This window comes from Candidatus Soleaferrea massiliensis AP7, from assembly GCF_000820765.1.
GTDB lineage: Bacteria > Bacillota > Clostridia > Oscillospirales > Ruminococcaceae > Soleaferrea > Soleaferrea massiliensis.
In genome coordinates, this window is sequence record NZ_CCYH01000044.1 from 1 (window position 1) to 18,103 (window position 18,103).

Consider the following 18,103-nt stretch of genomic DNA (forward strand, 5'->3'; position numbering starts at 1 on the left):
TGGCCTCCCACTGTCTGATGGCCTCCCACTGTCTGATGGCCTTCCACTGTCTGATGGCCTTCCACTGTCTGATGGCCTTCCACTGTCTGATGGCCTTCCACTGTCTGACGGACTCCACTGTCTGACGGACTCCACTGTCTGACGGACTCCACTGTCTGACGGACTCCACTGTCTGACGGACTCCACTGTCTGACGGACTCCACTGTCTGACGGACTCCACTGTCTGACGGACTCCACTGTCTGACGGACTCCACTGTCTGACGGACTCCACTGTCTGATAGCTCCTCTTGTGTCATTGGTCTTCATGGCAGATCAGTCCTCTTAAAAACCGGCGCGAACGCTCCCGTTCCAGCATCAGAAGCCGTATGGTTTCCGGGTTCCGGGGATCGCAGAGGGACGGATGTGCATCCGAAAGCCGCGCATCCTTCAAGTTCAGCCGATCCAGCAGATCGGGAATCCGTTCGTCATCTTCTTTGACCGCCGTGAGAAACGGGATTCCGAACAGAACGGCAAAGGCCGCGCCATGGAATGAATCGGTCAGCAGGCCGCCGGCATGGGACATCAGCCACAAAAACTCCCGCGGCCCGACGCCCCGCATCGGATGCAGCTTCCGAATCGGCCGCACGCCGTTGGTGATATAGAGGATGCGTTTTCCGGTTTCCCGGGAAATCCGGCGCGCCGTGTCCTGCATCTGTCCTGTCAGTTCAAAGGCATAGAGCAGCAGATAACCGGGTGTCTGCCCGCAGTCCGATTCCAACGCGCGGTATTCCTCCGGCGTCAGCAGCAAAACCGGGTCGAGCACCGTCTCCACCGGCACTGCCGGCAGCATCCGCATCATAATCCGGGCTGCCGTGGTTTCGCGCAGGCCCAGGGCGGTAAACTTTGCGAGGCATTCCCGGATATCGTCTAATGGATCCTGGCATTCATCCCGCAGAAATACGCCAAAGCTTGCCGCATAGGCGTATTTTTCGGCGGATGCCCCGTCAATATTCAGAAAATAGGCGTCATCCCAGCCCGAGCCACGCGGGTTGAAGACCTGATCCCCGCCGGCGATCAATATCTGATAATCATGCGCGACGGCGGCGATATCCTGCATACGGCAGGGTCCGCTTTGTCTGAGCATCTCCGCGCGGAACCGTTCAAAGCCTTCCCGGGACCGTTTTTGCCAGCGGCCGGTCAGGAGCATCCGCAGCCGGCCGGACAGCGAACGGCCATCCTTCCATGATGGAAGCGCATAGTCCCGCTCGATCTTATCACAGATGTAATCGATGATCTCGCAGTTTCCGCCCTCCTGCGTGACCGCGCGCTGAAGCGCAAACGCCTGCAGCAGAGCCCCGTAATTCTGTGCGCGGTGATAGGTCAGGATGCCGATTTTTTTATCCATGCGGTCTCCCCCCTTTCACGGATGTTATAGAATCATTCGTCTCATCATCAAATCTCGGCAATATAAGCCGTCTTCACCTTCACGCGCTGTTCTCCTTCCATCCTGCCCGCACCGGATGGTCTACGGGCATCCCGGACGGCCATCCGTACAGGTTGACCAGCAGTACCAGAAGATACAGATACACGTTGTAGTACTGGAAGGTGCCCTCGGTCAGGAAGCATCCAGCCAGCGCCAGAACCGGCAGCAGTTGCAGCATCGTCACTCGCCGTGGGAAAACCGCTTTCAGCCTGTTCCTGAACGTAAAGAGCAGGACGCCCATATACCCGTATCCGGCAAGACCCCATGACATCAGCAGATCGAGGTAAAGGTTGTGCGCCATCGCACTGAAACGGTATCCCTCCTGTACGCCGATTTCGACATAATGGAACGCACCGCTTCCGAAAAACAGCCGCAGCGGATGTTCCCACAGATAATATAGGCAGTCGCGGTAGATGTCCAGTCTGCCGCTGCCCGCATCCTCCCGCAGCCGCAGGTAGACCGCATCGGTCAGCTGCCCGAACAGCGCCGGGAAAAACAGCCAAAACAGCAGGACCGCGCCTGCCGCACATAAGATAAGCTGCAGAATGCGAGCGGTTCTCCCCTTTCCCATACAGAGCAAAACCGCTGCGGCCAGGATCAGCAGGCCGAGCAGATAGACCCGGGACTGTGTCAGGACACCGGCCAGACCCGCAAAAATCATCAGGGCCAGACAGAGGACTCTGCCGCGGATGGTGCGAAGCCCACACAGATACGATTGCGCCAGCAGCGACAATATCAGCAGGCAGTAGACCGGCAGACCCATCGCGCCGCCAAGCGCGCGCAGCTGCTCGCCGAACCTCGCGGAAAAGATGCCGGCTCCAAGACTGCCGAGCAGGGTGAACAGCACCGCTGAAAACAGCGAGCCGATCAGGGTAAGCTGAAGCCGGTACACCTGTATTTTGGAGATGGGCAGAAACAATACCGCCAAAGAGAAATAGCACAGGATGGATTCCAGATAAAGCAGCCGTCCGACGCTCACATACAGCACATCCTGCACGATGGTCATGCCAATAAACAACATCAATCCGGCCCAGCCAGCGGTATGCAGCCGCTTTTTCCGTCCGGCCAGCAGCAGCTTTCCACAGGAGAACAGCAGACAAGCAAACAGCAGATTGTATCCGGATATTTCACAGAGTCCCGCGTAGGGAATCAGTGCGGCATAGACCAGCAGATCATCCGCTTCGTCTCCGGTCAATATCAGAAACGCCAGCACCGGCAGTGCCGCAACGCGAAGAACATCCGTTCCAAACGCCGCCGATGCGCCCAGCAGCCCGCATAAAAGGATCAGGCATGGCGTTTGCAGAGCAGCATTCTTTGCTTTTATATGTTTCATGGTGTTCATCCCTCATTGGTGTCGGTTCGGTGTCTGATGTGACTGCACGGTTTTGATACAACCGCTCATTTTTTCATAACATGGCCCGTGATTCTCTGAAAACTCCGTTCAGAAGGAAATTTGATTGATGAGCTTGTGCAAGAACATCATCCCGTTTTTATTCCGCAGAGTCTTGTATCGGTTTCTCTTGATGCCGGAGCGTCCGGTACTGCAGACGGCGTTTGAAGGCCAGCATGTATCCGGGCAGTATCGACGCGGATGCGTTCATCTTTCTGCATATGCGGAAGATTTGTTTTTCTCCGCTAAGGATAGCATAGCAGACAAACTGCCGCAGATGATGCCGCCGCTGCGGCCGATTATCGGAAAACAACGCACACTGCCTGTGGTAAAGCGCCCAGCCCTTTGGGTTGTCCCTGAGCAGCCGCAGGGCGTTGTGCGTGTAGCCGTCCGGCCGCGTCTCGGTGATGGTCAGTACCCGGTACAGCGGCAGAAGCGGATACTCACGGTCAATCTGTGCGTAGACGACGTTCTCCGTCATGAATTTTTCTCCCGGTATCTCCGGAAAGGGATGCTCCTTGAGCAGCTTTGTGCGGTAGACCAGCGCCGCGTCGCCGGTCAGCCCGTTTTGATAGAAGCTTCGCAGGCTTGCCGGATGGCGGGTATACAGCCGTCCTCCGGTCTCCCGGTCTGAAAACCGCTGTTTATAGGCAATGATGCCGGCCAGCTGCTTTTCCGCACAGGCATTCCAATGACACAGCAGCTTCTCCACCGCGTCGCCGGGCAGAACATCGTCCGAATCCACACAGAAGAAAAGCTCCGTTTCAGCCAGCCGGACGCCGAGGTTGTGAGCGCGGTGTTTCCCACCGTTCTCCGTACGCAGCCACCGCAGCGCAAGCTTTCCTTCGCCGCTCCATTTCCGCAGCAATGCCGGCGTTTCATCCTGTGATCCGTCGTCGACAACGAGCCAGATGAAATCCCGGCAGGACTGCAGCAGAAGGCTTTGGTACAGCCTGTTCAGACAAGCCGCGCGATTATAGGTCGGAGTAAAGACCGTCAGCTGTTCCATAAAAACCTCCTGAACCGCAGGCTCCACAATTCTTTATGCGCGATATGTTCCATTCAGGCGGAAAGGCATGCCTGTTCCCATATGACACCTCCATATGGAAGGGGCGATGCTATTCCGTAGACCGATCTTTCCGGACCTCTTCGTGTCTGCCTTCCAAGACATCTTCTGTTTTCCCCGAAGGCCTCAAGAGAAAACGCCTGCATTTCGCCATTCGCAGAACACACTGCGCACCGAATATGCGGGTCAGCCGCCGAAGCATCCTCTGCCGGGCCTGCTGCGGCCATGAAAGCCAGCTCCCCTGCGCATGATGAATCGTATAGGTCTGCGCTCCGAGTGCATATCCGCCCCTTTTCATCGGCGGATAGAATCGATCTGCCTCAAGCAATGCCGGCCCGCCCGGAATACAGGCAAAGGGATTTGCCAGGTCGATGTCGTACCGTCTGCACAATTCCCGTGTCAGTATCGTGACGATGGTCTCATCCCCCATCGAATCGGACAATGCGAATGTGCGGGATTCGTAGTACTCCAGCATCTGTGCGATCCATTCACAATGCTTCGGGGCCGCGATGACGCCGGCCGAGATGTACCGGTTTTCCTGTTCTTTGGCCAGAAAACCCTGTTCCAGCGGCAGATCGTCAAAGGGGCGCAGTACCTGCATATCGGTGTCGAGATAGATGCCGCCATACTCATACAACACCCGCAGCCGCGCATAATCCGCGACAAACGCCCATTTCTTTGCCGCATACGCTTTTCTTGCATAGGTACAGTCTGAGAAGACAAAGTTCCGCTCATTCCACTCGGCAATCCTGTAGTCAGGCAGGAATTTCCGCCAGCTTTCCATGCAGCTTTGCACGATATTCGGTTTTCTGCGCGGTCCAAACCAGCAGGTGTGCAGCAGTTTTGGAATCATGCCGTGCCCTCCTCATACAGCTTCTCATAGGCCCGTACCGTCTTTCGTATGTCATACCCGGATACTATCGACCGGGATGCCTTTCCCATCCTTCTTCTCGTCCGGCAATCAAGCGACAGGATGGCATCTGCCAGCGCCTTTGCATCCCCGACCGGAACCAATCTCCCGTTTTTCCCTTCTTGAACGAGCTGCGACACCCCGCCGACATCGGTTGAAACGACCGGAAGGCCGCAGGCCATGGCTTCCAGCACACAAAACGGCATCCCCTCGTAATTCGAGCTGAGCACAAACAGATCGGACCGCGTCAATGCCGCCCCGACATCCCGCACGATGCTGGGCAGAAACACTTTACTTGCCAGCCCTCCGCTTTGGATGCGTGCTTCGAGGTTCGGGCGCAGAACCCCTTCGCCCAGAATGGTCAGCGTCAGATCGCACCTGCGTGCACACGCCAATTCGAAGGCGTCCAACAGCATCAGATGATTCTTCGGGCCGTACAGCGCACCCACCGTCACCAGCCGCACAGGGCTGCTCCTTTTATCCGTCTCCCGCTCCACTCGATGCAAGGCGTTTATCTCGACGCCGTTTGGAATGCAGACGACGTCTTTTGGGGGCAGCCGGTAGAGCCGCCCAATGCTTTCGGACACATCCCTGCCGACAGCGACCGGACGGAAGCCGAACAGGCGATAGGCCATATGCATGATCAGGCGCAGCGGGCCAGCGGCCTCCTTCTGTGCCATGCTGTGCACCGTGTGCAGACGCAGCTTGGGCCGTGCGGCCAAAACCGCCGGCAGCAGATACGGCACCGCGTGCAGATGGGTGTGCAGCACGTCCGGTTTCATGCTTTTGAGCATGCCGCACAGGCTCAAAAGCAATCTCACATCCGGCCCGGGCCGCTTGCCAAGGTAAGCGGCCGGAATGCCGGTTTGATCGAGTGCTTCTTCAAATGGCCCGCCGGTTCTGCCGGACAGGCACAGAATCTGCAGATCAAACCGCTCACGGTCCAGATATCTGGCAAGCTGCAGCACCAGCTTTTGTGCCCCGCCGACACCCATGGAAGGAATCACGATGCATACTCTTTTCATCGTCTCACCTTCTCCACTCAGAAATAATAATCCATCAGCAGTCATCGGCCTGCCATACCTGCCGTAAAATAGAATTCATCACATATACGGCTGGTCTGAACAGCGGTATCGATTGTTCAAATAAGTTCCACAAGCAATTTATATCAGCTGTGACGATTGGAAAATCGGATCCATCTCATGTATAGTAGGTCCAAATGACAGCATTGACCGATCAGACAGAACCTGCAAGCAGCCATTGTTTATCCATAGCTGCCAAAGAATAAAACGCATCACATTTACAGCTGATGCAGATAGCGGCATAGATTGTTCCGATAGAATTCACTTTACAAGCTGCATATTCCCGCTTTTATCTATTCTTATTTATACGGGCTGAAGCTTTGTTATCCGGAAAGCGTGCCCGGCATTTCTGTCCCGGCGCGCCCGTATAGATGCTGCCGGGCGGCAGATCGCGCGTGACGACGCTCGCGGCCCCAACGACGCTGCCCGTTCCAATCCGGACGCCTTTGAGAATGCACGCGCCTGCCCCAATCCAGACATCGTCCTCCAGAATGATATCCCGATCATTTTCCGCAAGCTTCTGCGCTTCGGTCACACGGTGCATCGGCAAGTCGGGCAGATCGATGCGGTGATCGCCTGAAATCATCATGACCCGCGGCGCGATCATGCAGCCTTCTCCAATCGTGATGCTTGCCACCGTACTCATCAGAAGCGCATTGTCCCCGATCGAGCTGTGACTGCCCACCGACACATTCCGGTAACGGATGCGGCAATTGCGGCCGATGTAAACATCCTTTCCGCAGGATGCAAACAGCCGCCGCTGAAACGGCAGAATCAGCAGACGCCGCACACCGCGCCGCATCCCGGAACAGATGTGGTAAACTGCCCGGCAGATTCCTTTCATCCTCATGTCAATTCCTCCTGATGCTGTTCAAGAACCTTTTGATAGATGTTGGACAGACGGCTGAGCACAGATTCCGCAGTGTAGCAATCGCGCACCTTTTTGGCATTCCGTCTGCCCAGCATCTCTCTGAGCCGTGCATCCTGCAAACGGCCGATCGCCGCAATCAGGCCGTCCGTATCCCCGGGCCGGATCAGGATGCCGCCATCCCGCCCGAGCATTTCCGGAATTGCGCCGACATCCGCCGCAATGACCGGCAGCGCGTTCGCCATCGCTTCCAGAACCGCATAGGGGAACCCCTCCGAACGGGATGGGAATAAAAACAGGTCGGCTTCCCGGAGTTCCTGTTGAACGCCTTTCCACCCCTTTTGACCGGTCAGCCGGATATTTTCCGGCAGGCTTTCGCACAGCCAATCCTCTTTGACGCGTCCGACTAAGCGGAAGGTGATATCCGGCAGCGCCTGAGCCGCCTTCAGGATGACATCACAGCCCTTCTGAACCGATAGTTCCCCGACAAAGACGGCATTTCGTATGTTCGGAGGAACCGGTTTCGGCTCCGGTTCCTCCACGCCGCTCAGAAAATTCGGCAGGATATCAGCTGTGACGCCGCAGACTTTTTGCAGATAGTCCCGGGAAGGCCTGTTCAGGCAGATCACCCGGCCAGACCGCCCGCACAGCCTGCGGATGAGAAACCGCGCGCATCGATGCGCCGCCGCGTCCGGCAGGTTTCGATGGCAGTGCAGGATGACAGGAACGCCGCGGCGCCTTGCCAGCTGCAGCAAACAGCTGTCGCGCAGCATACCGCCAACGGAAAGCGCCGTATTCAGGTGGATGAGGTCGGCCTGTTCCTCATCCAGTGCATGCCGCAGTTCATTTCGAATGCGCCACGCACGCCGAAGCTCCTCTCCAAGCCGGCGCCGGGAGGGCTTTCCGCTCCGTTTCCCGCGAACCGCGCAGTCGATCAGTCTCCACGCCACATCGTCCGGCAAACCGGACTGCATGAGATGGTCCGTCCAAGTCGCAATCCCGCCTGCCGGAGGGGGAAGCGGAGAAAGCAGCAGCACACGCATCACGGCTTTCTCCAGACCTTTCGCTGGATCACCCCGGTATAGCTGCCGATCAAACGCACCACCCGCCGTGAGACATCCAGCGGCATGTACGCTTCGACCTCACAGGCATCCTGCGGCCCTGTCTCCAGCAGAAGCTGTACGGCGCGCAGCACCTCGTCCGGATGAATCCCGCCCAGCAGCATGCCGCCGCAGTCAAATATTTCCGGCCGCTCGGTTGAGGTACGCATCAGCACGGCGGGGAACCGTTCTATGGCGCTTTCCTCACTGAGGGTCCCGCTGTCCGACAGCACAAAGAAGCTGTCCTTCTGTAACCGCACATAATCCGGGAAGCCAAACGGCTCCAGTAAACGCACCCGCTTGTCAAACCGGGTATGGCGCGTCTCTATCCATTTTCTGGTGCGCGGATGCACCGAAAACAGCACCGGCCGGTCATAGGTATATGCGGCGGCGTTGACCGATGCGACGATCTGCGCGAAGGTCTCTTCCCGGTCGACATTTTCCTCCCGATGGGCTGAAACGACGATGTATTCCTTCTTCTGCAGCCCGAGGCGGCACAGCACATCGCTTTGGCTGATCAGCGGCGCGTAATACCGCAGCACCTCGCGCATCGGGGACCCGACGACAAACAGCATATCCCGTTCGCGGCCCTCATCCTGCAGGTTTTGCCGCGCATGCTCGGTATAACACAGATTGACGTCCGCCATGCGGTCGACAAGTTCCCGGTTGCGCGACTCGCTGAGATACCGGTCCCAGCACCGGTTTCCCGCCTCCATATGAAAGATCGGGATGTGAAGCTGTCCAGCCGCATACACCGACATCGCCGAATGGGTGTCGCCCAGCACCAGCACCGCATCCGGCCGCTCTTCTTTCAGCACATCATAGCACCTTGCAATGACATTGCCGACCGTCCGTCCGGGATTTTCCCCGGCACAGTCCAGATAGTAGTCCGGCGGCCGGATGCCAAGCTCCTCGAAAAACACCCCGCTGAGCCGGTAGTCGTAGTTCTGCCCGGTATGGACCAGCCGATGTTCAAAGCATCGTTCACACAGCGCGATGATTCTCGACAGCCGTATGATCTCCGGCCGGGTTCCGAGAATCGTTACAAGCTTCATCCGTTCCATTCTGTCATCTCCTTCCATATCTGTATCTGTCATGTCTCCGTTTCTGTGAGGCTCTACTCCCCGTGCTTCACTTTTGCCGCGCTCCGTTTCTGACGCGCTCCGCTTCTGTCGTGCTCCGCTTCTGCCGCGCTCCGCTTCTGTCGTGCTCCGCTTCTGTCGTGCTCCGCTTCTGTCGTGCTCCGCTTCTGCCGCGCTCCGCTTCTGTCGTGCTCCGCTTCTGTCGTGCTCCGCTTCTGCCGCGCTCCGCTTCTGTCGTGCTCCGCTTCTGTCGTGCTCCGCTTCTGTCGTGCTCCGCTTCTGCCGTGCCCCGCTTTGGTCATGTCCTATGGCTTCGGCGTTTTATGCCAGCGCGGTTTCACGCCGGCCAAACCTCTTCGAAATGCCGGTCCAGGAAACCCATACATTTTAACGCAATCGGGGTTTCTATCCTTTTCAGGAGCGTTCCTGTATCTCTTCCATATCCACGGCTTCCCGTATCGTATCCGGCGTGTTCTCATCGTAGTTCTCGTCGGCCCAGATCACAAAGACAAGATCGCCCATTCCAGTGTTCCGAATATCGTGCACATAGCCGGGCGGGATCGATAGAACCTGCGGATACCGTGCATGGACATACCATCGATGGATTTCCTGTTCCCCGACCCGGCGCAGGCGGATGACTCCGCTGCCCGCGGTGACCAGAAAACGTTCATGCTTGGTCCTGTGCCAGTGCCCGCCCTTGCGGACGCCGGGACCGCAGCGGTTGACGGAGATCTGCCCGCAGCCGGGCGTACGCACAAATTCCGCAAACATTCCGCGCGCATCCGTATGTGCCGTCAAATCCCGGCACAGCCGCTGCATCGGGAGAAAGCTCTGGTAGGTGCTGTAAAGCTTTCTGATCAGTTCATCCCGCAGGTCGGGAATCTGTTTTTCACACAGTTGTCCAAAGGAAGCGATGGTTTCCGCCAGCTTTGCAACGCTGATCTGATAGACCGGCTTTACCTCTGCAAACGGACTTTGAGGCGGCGTTTGCAGAACCTCCAAAAACCGGTTTACCACATCGTCGATGTAACAGAGCGTCAGCATCCGGTCCTCCAGCACCTGGAGCGCTTCGCCGCGCGCGGCCCGGTGGCAGAAGGTTGCGACAACAGAATTGTAGTCCGGGCGGCTCCATTTTCCAAACACGCCGGGCAGCCGGAAGATATGGACCGGCGACCCGCTTTTCCACGCATAGCGGCACAGCGCCTGCTCTTCCGCCAGCTTGCATCCTCCATAGGCGCTGCCGGACTGCGCCTGTACGGAGGATGCAAAGAGCACCGGGCAGGGTTTGCCGCGTTCCAGCAGCAGGCCGGTCAGCGTTTCTGTGAACGCCAGATTGTTCGTCCAGTATTCCTGAGGGTCTTTGGGCCGGCAGCATCCTGCCAGATGGATGACCGCCTGACAGCGCGTCGCCCATTTGCGCAGCCGCTGGGACGAGGTTTTCCGGGTGCAGCAGAACGCCGTCTGACCGCGCGCACGAAGCTCCGCCGTCAGATTTCGTCCGATAAATCCGTCTGCCCCGGTGACAAGCACCGGGCCTAACGGTTCTTCCCGTTCCATCTTCTGAGCGCCTCCTTTACAACATCCACTTCGCGCAGAATCTCCGCAACTTCGCCGGCATGCAGAAGCGTTCCCGCATCGGAGGTATAGGCCGTTCTCCTGCATTCCGCATCCGGCCTGCGGTTCTGTGAGATGCAGAGATACCCGCCCAGGTCCGCCGTGCGCGGCATCTCCTCAAGAGAGATGAGCGTTTCGTGCCGCTTCTCCCCGCCGCGCGGGCCGGTCACGGTCACTTCACCCTTGTACCCAAACAACTCCTGAACCGCCTGCGCCAGTACGGCAACCGTGCAGCTCCTCATTTTGGGAACCAGGATACCGCCGTTCTCGCCGTGCCGCAGTGCCAAAAGCGCAAGCTCCACGGCTTCGGGCAGGGTCATCAAAAATCGGGTCATGTCCGGGTCGGTGACGGTCAGCGGCTTTCCCGCGAGCATCTGCCCGATGAACAGCGGCACCACCGATCCGCGTGAACACAGCACATTTCCAAACCGTGTCAGGCAGTAGGAGATCCGTTCATCCGGACGCCGCATGGCCTTCGCAAGCACCAGCTTCTCCATCATCGCTTTGGTGCATCCCATGGCGTTGACCGGATAAACGGCCTTGTCGGTCGATAGGCAGACCACCCGTTCGACGCCGCAGAATTCCGCCAGCTCCAGCAGGTTCTGTGTCCCCGCGACATTGGTCTTGTACGCCTCCATCGGATTCTCCTCGCAGGCCGGCACCTGCTTGAGCGCGGCGGCGTGGAAGACGCGCTGTGCGCCGTACACCGCCGGCCGCATGCTGTCCCGGTCCCGCACGTCGCCGAGAAAGAACCGCAGGCGGCCGTCCGGATGCCGTCTTCGCAGCTCCTGCTGTTTCCTTTCATCCCTTGACAGGATGCGCAGCTCCTTCACATCCTCCTGAAGCAGCCTGCCGACCGCCGTCCTGCCGAATGATCCGGTTCCGCCGGTAATCAGCAGCGTTTCCCCTTCAAACATGTCGTATCTCCTCTCCGTTTTTGATATTCCGGCCCATCAGCCGCAGCAGCCGTCAGCAGGCTTTAAACAGGCCTTGTCTTCTCCTCGCGTTTGGCAAGCTCCCACGCTTCCGGCTGTACGGCACACGCAGCGCAGTCCGGTTTTTCCGCCGCATGAACCTGGTCCCGCCGTCCGGCGTCTTCTGACCAATCCTGTCTGCTCCTGTTTGCCGGCCGCTTCGGCTCCTTGAGGCCCTCCGGACAACTCTTCTTTCGTGCACGCACTGGCTGCTCTAGCTCCTGGAGCAGCTGCACATACTGATCCGTACAGATCGACCGCTCATACTTCTGCTCGAACAGCCGCTTTGCGTGCTCCCCCATCCGGCGCGCCGCTTCCGGATGGTTCTTCAGCCAGAGCAGATTTCTCTGAAAGCCATCCGTATCGCCGGGCGCGCTGATAAGCCCGGCCCCGGCAAGCTCGCGCGCCAAGGAACAGTCAAGCTTCATCACGTCCAGAACCGGCCTGCCCGCCGCCAGATACGATGCGGTTTTGCTTGGCGCGCTGCAGTCCTCGACCCCCTCCCGGATCGAGACGATCAGACAATCCGAATCCCGCAGCAGATCAGTGTAGGACTCCCCCGTCAGAAAACCGTGGAACCGCACCCGGGAAAGACCCATCTGTTTTGCACGGCGCTCCAATTCGTCCTTTTTGCAGCCGTGTCCGGCCAGCACAAACTCGATGTCCTCCTCCCTGAGCCGATCCGCCGCAGTCAGAATGATGTCCATGTCCTGGCATACGCCCATATTGCCGCAGTAGGAAACCACAAACGTGCCGTTCGCGCAACATCCCTTCTGTGCGGAACTTTCATCCGTCCGCGGCCTGTCCGGCAGCCGCTCATACCAGTTCGGGATCACCCGCACCTTCTCCGGCGCTGCCCGGTCCGTATGAATCAGCTGGGCCTTCATATCGTCCGACAGCGCGACGGCAGCGGCGGCCTTCCGGTAAACGAAGCGGTTTGCGCGCTTCCAGGCCCTGCAAAACAGCGAACCGGAAGACAATCCGCTGAACCGCACGGCCAGCTGCGGATAGCGGTCAAAGCAGACGACCACCAGCCTCTTTCGCAGCAGGAACGCGCCCAGCGCCGCGGCGAACGGCAGGACCGGCGGCGTGGTGTAGACGATGATTGTCCGGTAATAAACAAACCCCGGCAGATGAAGGAGCACCGCCAGAAAGAATGATAAATAATTGATAACTCTGCCGGCAGCGCGTTTTCGAGAGCACTGCAGGTAGCGCATCCGCCGGATATGGACGCCTTCGTAAATCTCCCTGCGGGGAACCCGGACCGATGGTGTATATTCCTTTGGCATACCGCACAGCACGTCGACCCGATGGCCGGAACCGGCCAGATCCGCGCAAAGCTGCGTCGGCAGCGTCGCGCTGGAGATACAATCCGGATAAAAATACTGGCAGAGCACCAAAACATCTCTCTTCTTCAATGATGTCAACTCCCTGGTGAAAATAAGACGCGGCCCGTGAAACGAGCCGCGCCTTATCGAACAAAATTACAGGAGAGCAGAAATCAGTGCGCCTTGCGATTATTCTCACTTTTTTCACTGTTTTTTCAAACCCTCAACTGTATTATAAATAATTTGTCGAATAATGTCAAGACATATTTCGACAAATTTTGAAAAAAACCAAATATTTTTTTGACAGCATCCGCATTAAACCCAAAACGATGTTCTTCCAGATTGTACACGGCAAGCCTATAGCACAGCCAGTTACTGAAAAACATCCTGCGGAGAAGGATTCATCCCCATCTTTTTAAAGAACCTTACCAAAGCTGATGATCTCCGGGCAAAAACTGCAAAGAGACCCTTGCGCGGCTTTATCCGCCGCGCAAGGGTCTCTTGTTATCACGTACCATCTCCCTGCACAGGAGATTTCTTTTTTAAAATCTGGTTTGTTGCAGCAAATCGGCCGCCTTACGCCTCTTCCGCAAACTTCGCGATGATCTGAACCGCACCGTCGATGCCGATTTTAGAACTGTTGATGCACAGATCGTAGTTGTCCGCGCGGTCCCATTTGCGGTCGGAGTAGTAGTTGTAGTAGTTGGCGCGCTTCTTGTCGGTCCGGATCATCAGCTCCTTCGCCTTTTTGGCCGGAAGGTTATACAGCTTCTCAATCCGGCTGATGCGGCTTTCGTCATCGGCGTGAATGAACACGCTGAAGCTGTTCGCCCTGTCCCGCAGGATGTAGTCGGCGCAGCGGCCTACAATCACGCAGGGGCCTTTGTCCGCCAGCTCCTTGATCACATCCGACTGGATCAGAAACAGCCTGTTTTCCAGCGGCATCTCGCCGTAGCTGGAGATGCGGTTTCCCATCATATAGCTGCCCACGGAGAGCGAATACAGCAGGCTGTTCGTCGCCTTCTCATCGTTCTGGCTGAACACCTCTTCGCTCATGCCGCTTTGCTTGGCGGCGAGTTCAATGAGCTCCTTATCATAAAATCCGACGTTCAGAAGCTCCGCCAGCTTTTTGCCGATCTCCCGGCCCCCGCTGCCGAACTGCCTGCCAATGGTAATAATCTTATTCGCGTTCATCATCGATTCCTCCTTTATTTGAATGCGTTCCCGTACAGATATATCGGTTCCCTGATTCTATTATACCCCTTCCGGTGTATTTTTCAAGGTTTTCAGATGCTTTTTATCCAGCCGCTTCATCTCATACACAATGAAGCCCGCCGCAAGCAGCGCCGCGCCGGCATCTGCCACTGCTCCCGAATAGAGCGCGCCTTCGACGCCAAAGAAGAGCGGCAGGATCAGCAGCATCGGGATCAGGAACAGAATCTGCCTGGAAAGCGAAAGGATCGACGATCTGACCGGCTTTCCGATGGCCTGGAAGTAGATGGATGACACGATCTGGAAGCCGTTTGCAAAGCAGAACATCAGATAAAGGCGGAAGCATTTGATTGCAAACTCCTGATAGAGCGCATCCCCCTGTCCGAAGACCGCGACGATGTATTCCGGGAAAAACATGAAGGCGATCCACCCAAGCACCGCAATAACGGTCGCAATCGTGACCAGCCGCAGATAGGTCTTCTTGACGCGGTCGAAATTCCGCGCGCCGTAGTTGAAGCCGATGATCGGCTGTCCGCCGACCGACAGGCCGACAAAGAAGGACATCAGGATCTGGTTGACCTTCATGACGATGCCGAAGACCGACAGCGGGATCTCCGCGCCGTAGACCGACTGCGCGCCGAAGATGCGCAGCACATTGTTCGATACGATGATCACCAGCGTGACCGCGACCTGCGTGATAAAGCTCGACGCGCCGAAGGACAGGAAGGTCCGGGTGGTCTTCCAATCCAGCTTCATGAGCTTTGCGTGGAATTTGACATTCTTGAACCGGCCCAGATAGACAAACGAGATGATGCAGCCGGCAATCTGGCCGATGATGGTCGCCCAGGCCGCGCCGGCCACGCCCCATTTAAAGACAAAAATGAAGATCGGGTCGAGTATCGTGTTGATGACTGCGCCGGTCAGCATCGAGACCATCGCGAACTTCGGACTGGAATCCGCGCGGATGCTCGCGTTCAGCGCGGTGGAGATCATCATGAACGGCAGGCCCAGAATGATGACCTGGGTGTACTGCTGCGCGTACGGCAGCACCTTGTCGGTTGCGCCGAACAGCCCCAGCAAAGGATTGAAGAACAGCAGGCCCAGTACCAGGAACAGCACGCCCGCAATGACCGACACCGTGACCATGTTGCCGAGTCCCTTCGCGGCCTTCTCCTTGTCGCCCTCGCCGAGCTTCAGGCTGAAATATGCCGCGCCGCCGTCGCCGATCAGCAGCGCAATCGCCAGCGAGATCGTGACCATCGGAAACGCGACGTTGGTCGCCGCGTTTCCCAGATAGCCGACGCCGTTGCCGATGAAGATCTGGTCGACGATGTTGTACAGCGAATTGACCAGCATCGCCACGACGCTGGGGACGCCGAATTTTATAATCAGCTTTGACACCTTTTCGGTGGCAAGGGGGTTCTGCTGTACCCCCGTCTGTACTTCTTGATTCATACTTTCACACTCCTATCTCTTTCTTCGCGTTGCGCATCGCATTTTCTGTGATCCGCATCAGGATGCTCTCGGCCTGCACGGCCTCCGCTTCGGTAAAGCCCTCCAGAAGGATGTCGTTCCAGCGATCCATCGTTTCAACGATTTTCGGATAAAGCGCGATCGCTTTTGGGGTCGGAAAGATGTGGCTGACCCTTCGATCATACGCGTCGTCCTCCTTGCAGGCGAAGCCGTCGGCCTGCAGCGACGCCACCGCGCGGGTCACGGTGCTCTTGTTGAGCGAAAGCTCCTCGGCGATCTGCTCCTGCGTAAAGCCCGCATGCTGGCAGATGCAGATGATGAACATGAACTGGCCGCTGCCCAGTCCCATCCGTTCAAATTGTTTGGTTGTGTAGATCTGACTGTAACGCGAGGCAATTGAGATCCATTTACTTAAAATCTTCATAATTTCCGCGCACCATAATGATGCAGCCGGATTCTCCCCTTTCCTCTCCGAAGCTCCCCCGGGCACAATTAGTTGCGCAGGAAACCAATTGGTTTCGAACGAAACTAATTATACGACGAAACGTTTTTATTGTCAAGGAACAATTTGTGAATCTATTGTTTCCCGCATATCGCCCGGCAGGCCCGTCTGCCGAACCGGATGCCGGTCGGGTTCGGCAGCGTTTTCAGCCGGCAAAAGCCCCCTGCATACCGAATCCCGACTCCTATACAAGCCCTTTATATAATAGAAACCATAGGCTACGCCGTCAGGCAGCGGCTGCTATCCGGGCACCACCGGGCGGATATTTTTTCCTGTTTCACATAGCGGTTCGAGTAACTTCAGATATTCTGTACATTGGATAACCTGATGTCCCTGTTTCGATTCGTATTGTTATTCTCCCAATGCTGTTTGCATCTTCCGTCACATATATAAATTAATTTAATTGATTTATATATTAATCATCTTAATTATAGTATTGACAATATTGATTATCGGTGATATACTACAGTCAGAACAGAGAGGAGGCCGATGACATGCATTACCATGCACCATCCCGCTGTCCGGTCTGCGGACACACCATGGAGATCACCCGGCTGCACTGTGAAACCTGCAACACCGAACTGACCGGTAAATTTACTCCCTGCCGGTTCTGTATGCTGGAAGAGAAGCATCTGCAGTTTGTCGAGGTATTCCTGCGCTGCCGCGGATCGATCAAGGAAGTGGAGAAGGCGCTCGGAGTCAGCTATCCCACCGTGCGCAACATGATGGATGCGGCGCTGACGGCCCTGGGCTTCGACGAAAAGACCGAACCGGCCGCAGACCCCAACGAAGAGAAACGCCAGGCAATTCTGGCAAGGCTGTCCAGCCATGAAATCGATGTGGAGACCGCCGTTCAGCAGCTGAGCGGCCTGAAGGAGGAAATGAACGATGAACAGTGAGAAACAGAAGGTACTGGAGATGCTTGCAAACGGAACCATTTCGGCCGAGGAGGCCGAACGGCTGCTGGAATGCCTCGAAGAGGACGCAAAGAAGGAAGCCGCCGGCATCCGGCTGCAGAAGGACGACCGCACGCAGGGCAAAAAGCTGCGCGTGCAGGTGAACGGCTGCACCGAAGAGGATGGCAAGATCAACGTCAATGTCAGCGTTCCGCTGGTGCTGGCACGGTATGCGGACAACATCATCGCCAACTGCATTCCGGCATCCGCCGACAAGGAGCTCAAGGAAAACGGCTTCGACCTGCGCAGCCTGAAAATCGGAGAAATCATCGACACCATTGAAAACCTGGATGAGGACATCGCGAATGTGGACATCGTGCAGGACGCGACGGATTTGAAGGTGCGGGTCTATGTGGAGTAAGCAGGCGCCGCTTCTGAGCGTGCGTGTCTCGCACCATGGCAAGCGCCCGCGGCTGCGGCTTTGTCTGGCGATCTTCCTTCCGGTGCTGCATTGGCTGCTGCTGTGCTATGAGGATCTGCTCGCGCTGCTGCCGGGCACTGCCGGACGCACCTCCCGCGGCGCTGTCGACGCGGCGCATGGCATGATTCTCGGCATCATCGCTTCCAAACCGCAGGAATTTGTGCGGGTGGAGCATGAGAAGGACGCGGAAAAGCTGCGCGTTTCGGTCCGGACCATTGGCTGGGGAAGGGGGAAGAACCGTGATAAGACTGGTCTGTAGATGGCTCGGCTGTTTTTTGTCCCTGCTGGCGGCAGGATGCGTTTTCCTTGGAGAGCTGAACCTCTGGCCGGCCTTCTGGAGCGGACTGCTGCTGACGCTCTTCTACCTGCTCCTGCGCCCGATCATGCAGACGCTGATTCTTCCGTTCAATTTATTTTTACTGGGGCTGCTGATCCCGATCACCGACGCGCTGTTCGTCCTATGGGCCGCATCCTCGTTCGGCATCGGGCTTCATTACTGGCAAAGCGTGCTGACAGCGCTGCTGATCAGCCTGTGCTATCTGCCGGTTTCGATCTATAAGAGATGGAAGCTTTCCCCCTCACACAGCTGATTGAATCAACTGCCCCGATACGCGGCGGTTGCTCTCGGACAAATACACGCATATTTCCATGATCATATCTTTC

The 18,103-nt window shown here is 57.1% G+C and carries 18 protein-coding genes; 4 read left to right on the top strand and 14 right to left on the bottom strand.

Annotated features, from left to right (window positions below):
- Window positions 1-292: 292 nt before the first annotated feature.
- The 14 genes from BN348_RS11440 to BN348_RS11510 all read right to left on the bottom strand — a co-directional run bounded on the left by BN348_RS11440 (window position 293) and on the right by BN348_RS11510 (window position 15,985).
- Window positions 293-1,384, bottom strand: a complete 1,092-nt coding sequence (locus BN348_RS11440) for a polysaccharide pyruvyl transferase family protein (RefSeq protein WP_040198156.1) — start codon at window positions 1,382-1,384, stop codon at window positions 293-295.
- Between the two features lie 79 nt (window positions 1,385-1,463).
- Window positions 1,464-2,795, bottom strand: a complete 1,332-nt coding sequence (locus BN348_RS11445; RefSeq protein WP_040198157.1) for an O-antigen ligase family protein — start codon at window positions 2,793-2,795, stop codon at window positions 1,464-1,466.
- 157 nt (window positions 2,796-2,952) lie between these two features.
- Window positions 2,953-3,861 carry a glycosyltransferase family 2 protein gene (locus BN348_RS11450; protein WP_052446906.1) on the bottom strand — a complete coding sequence of 303 codons (909 nt, stop codon included), beginning with the start codon at window positions 3,859-3,861 and terminating at the stop codon, window positions 2,953-2,955.
- Window positions 3,862-3,970: 109 nt separating this feature from the next.
- On the bottom strand, window positions 3,971-4,771 hold the full coding sequence (locus tag BN348_RS13350) for a glycosyltransferase family 32 protein (protein WP_052446907.1): 801 nt from the start codon (window positions 4,769-4,771) through the stop codon (window positions 3,971-3,973).
- Complete coding sequence (locus tag BN348_RS11460) at window positions 4,768-5,853, bottom strand: glycosyltransferase (RefSeq protein WP_040198158.1); 1,086 nt, start codon at window positions 5,851-5,853, stop codon at window positions 4,768-4,770. The genes BN348_RS13350 and BN348_RS11460 overlap by 4 nt, the downstream gene beginning before the upstream one ends.
- 346 nt (window positions 5,854-6,199) lie before the next feature.
- Window positions 6,200-6,760: an acyltransferase gene (locus BN348_RS11465; protein ID WP_040198159.1), complete on the bottom strand. Its 561-nt coding sequence runs from the start codon at window positions 6,758-6,760 to the stop codon at window positions 6,200-6,202.
- Complete coding sequence (locus BN348_RS11470) at window positions 6,757-7,821, bottom strand: glycosyltransferase family 4 protein (protein ID WP_040198160.1); 1,065 nt, start codon at window positions 7,819-7,821, stop codon at window positions 6,757-6,759. The genes BN348_RS11465 and BN348_RS11470 overlap by 4 nt, the downstream gene beginning before the upstream one ends.
- Window positions 7,821-8,942: a non-hydrolyzing UDP-N-acetylglucosamine 2-epimerase gene (gene wecB / locus BN348_RS11475; protein WP_040198161.1), complete on the bottom strand. Its 1,122-nt coding sequence runs from the start codon at window positions 8,940-8,942 to the stop codon at window positions 7,821-7,823. The genes BN348_RS11470 and wecB overlap by 1 nt, the downstream gene beginning before the upstream one ends.
- Window positions 8,943-9,374: 432 nt before the next feature.
- Window positions 9,375-10,517, bottom strand: a complete 1,143-nt coding sequence (locus tag BN348_RS11485; protein WP_040198164.1) for a polysaccharide biosynthesis C-terminal domain-containing protein — start codon at window positions 10,515-10,517, stop codon at window positions 9,375-9,377.
- Window positions 10,496-11,491 (bottom strand): polysaccharide biosynthesis protein, encoded by a 996-nt coding sequence (locus tag BN348_RS11490; protein WP_040198165.1) that lies wholly within the window; start codon window positions 11,489-11,491, stop codon window positions 10,496-10,498. The genes BN348_RS11485 and BN348_RS11490 overlap by 22 nt, the downstream gene beginning before the upstream one ends.
- A 62-nt stretch (window positions 11,492-11,553) precedes the next feature.
- Entirely contained in the window at window positions 11,554-12,966 is a 1,413-nt protein-coding gene (locus BN348_RS11495; RefSeq protein ID WP_156136508.1) for a glycosyltransferase family 4 protein, read from the bottom strand.
- Between the two features lie 486 nt (window positions 12,967-13,452).
- Complete coding sequence (locus tag BN348_RS11500) at window positions 13,453-14,070, bottom strand: cytidylate kinase family protein (RefSeq protein WP_040198168.1); 618 nt, start codon at window positions 14,068-14,070, stop codon at window positions 13,453-13,455.
- A 60-nt stretch (window positions 14,071-14,130) separates the two neighbouring features.
- Window positions 14,131-15,543, bottom strand: a complete 1,413-nt coding sequence (locus BN348_RS11505) for an MATE family efflux transporter (protein WP_040198169.1) — start codon at window positions 15,541-15,543, stop codon at window positions 14,131-14,133.
- Window positions 15,544-15,547: 4 nt separating this feature from the next.
- Window positions 15,548-15,985 carry a MarR family winged helix-turn-helix transcriptional regulator gene (locus BN348_RS11510; RefSeq protein ID WP_040198170.1) on the bottom strand — a complete coding sequence of 146 codons (438 nt, stop codon included), beginning with the start codon at window positions 15,983-15,985 and terminating at the stop codon, window positions 15,548-15,550.
- Window positions 15,986-16,557: 572 nt separating this feature from the next.
- On the opposite strand from BN348_RS11510, the gene BN348_RS11515 reads away from it, so the two are divergent.
- Genes BN348_RS11515 through BN348_RS11530 form a run of 4 tightly spaced genes read left to right on the top strand, consistent with a single transcriptional unit; the run spans window position 16,558 to window position 18,030 of the window.
- The gene (locus BN348_RS11515) at window positions 16,558-16,962 is read left to right on the top strand and encodes a DUF2089 domain-containing protein (RefSeq protein ID WP_040198172.1); all 405 of its coding nucleotides are present in this window, start codon (window positions 16,558-16,560) and stop codon (window positions 16,960-16,962) included.
- Window positions 16,952-17,380, top strand: a complete 429-nt coding sequence (locus BN348_RS11520; protein ID WP_040198174.1) for an SHOCT-like domain-containing protein — start codon at window positions 16,952-16,954, stop codon at window positions 17,378-17,380. The genes BN348_RS11515 and BN348_RS11520 overlap by 11 nt, the downstream gene beginning before the upstream one ends.
- On the top strand, window positions 17,370-17,699 hold the full coding sequence (locus BN348_RS11525; RefSeq protein WP_040198175.1) for a hypothetical protein: 330 nt from the start codon (window positions 17,370-17,372) through the stop codon (window positions 17,697-17,699). The genes BN348_RS11520 and BN348_RS11525 overlap by 11 nt, the downstream gene beginning before the upstream one ends.
- A complete protein-coding gene (locus BN348_RS11530) occupies window positions 17,680-18,030 on the top strand; it encodes a phage holin family protein (RefSeq protein WP_197068347.1) in 351 nt (116 codons plus the stop codon). The genes BN348_RS11525 and BN348_RS11530 overlap by 20 nt, the downstream gene beginning before the upstream one ends.
- Window positions 18,031-18,103: the final 73 nt, after the last annotated feature.

Coding starts and splice junctions, on each gene's coding strand:
- BN348_RS11470 (WP_040198160.1), bottom strand. CDS start 7,821: ATGCGTGTGCTGCTGCTTTCTCCGCTTCCCCCTCCGGCAGGCGGGATT.
- BN348_RS11525 (WP_040198175.1), top strand. CDS start 17,370: ATGTGGAGTAAGCAGGCGCCGCTTCTGAGCGTGCGTGTCTCGCACCAT.
- BN348_RS11460 (WP_040198158.1), bottom strand. CDS start 5,853: ATGAAAAGAGTATGCATCGTGATTCCTTCCATGGGTGTCGGCGGGGCA.
- wecB (WP_040198161.1), bottom strand. CDS start 8,942: ATGGAACGGATGAAGCTTGTAACGATTCTCGGAACCCGGCCGGAGATC.
- BN348_RS11445 (WP_040198157.1), bottom strand. CDS start 2,795: ATGAAACATATAAAAGCAAAGAATGCTGCTCTGCAAACGCCATGCCTG.
- BN348_RS11465 (WP_040198159.1), bottom strand. CDS start 6,760: ATGAGGATGAAAGGAATCTGCCGGGCAGTTTACCACATCTGTTCCGGG.
- BN348_RS11450 (WP_052446906.1), bottom strand. CDS start 3,861: ATGGAACAGCTGACGGTCTTTACTCCGACCTATAATCGCGCGGCTTGT.
- BN348_RS11490 (WP_040198165.1), bottom strand. CDS start 11,491: ATGTTTGAAGGGGAAACGCTGCTGATTACCGGCGGAACCGGATCATTC.
- BN348_RS13350 (WP_052446907.1), bottom strand. CDS start 4,771: ATGATTCCAAAACTGCTGCACACCTGCTGGTTTGGACCGCGCAGAAAA.
- BN348_RS11505 (WP_040198169.1), bottom strand. CDS start 15,543: ATGAATCAAGAAGTACAGACGGGGGTACAGCAGAACCCCCTTGCCACC.
- BN348_RS11500 (WP_040198168.1), bottom strand. CDS start 14,070: ATGAACGCGAATAAGATTATTACCATTGGCAGGCAGTTCGGCAGCGGG.
- BN348_RS11510 (WP_040198170.1), bottom strand. CDS start 15,985: ATGAAGATTTTAAGTAAATGGATCTCAATTGCCTCGCGTTACAGTCAG.
- BN348_RS11520 (WP_040198174.1), top strand. CDS start 16,952: ATGAACAGTGAGAAACAGAAGGTACTGGAGATGCTTGCAAACGGAACC.
- BN348_RS11515 (WP_040198172.1), top strand. CDS start 16,558: ATGCATTACCATGCACCATCCCGCTGTCCGGTCTGCGGACACACCATG.
- BN348_RS11440 (WP_040198156.1), bottom strand. CDS start 1,384: ATGGATAAAAAAATCGGCATCCTGACCTATCACCGCGCACAGAATTAC.
- BN348_RS11485 (WP_040198164.1), bottom strand. CDS start 10,517: ATGGAACGGGAAGAACCGTTAGGCCCGGTGCTTGTCACCGGGGCAGAC.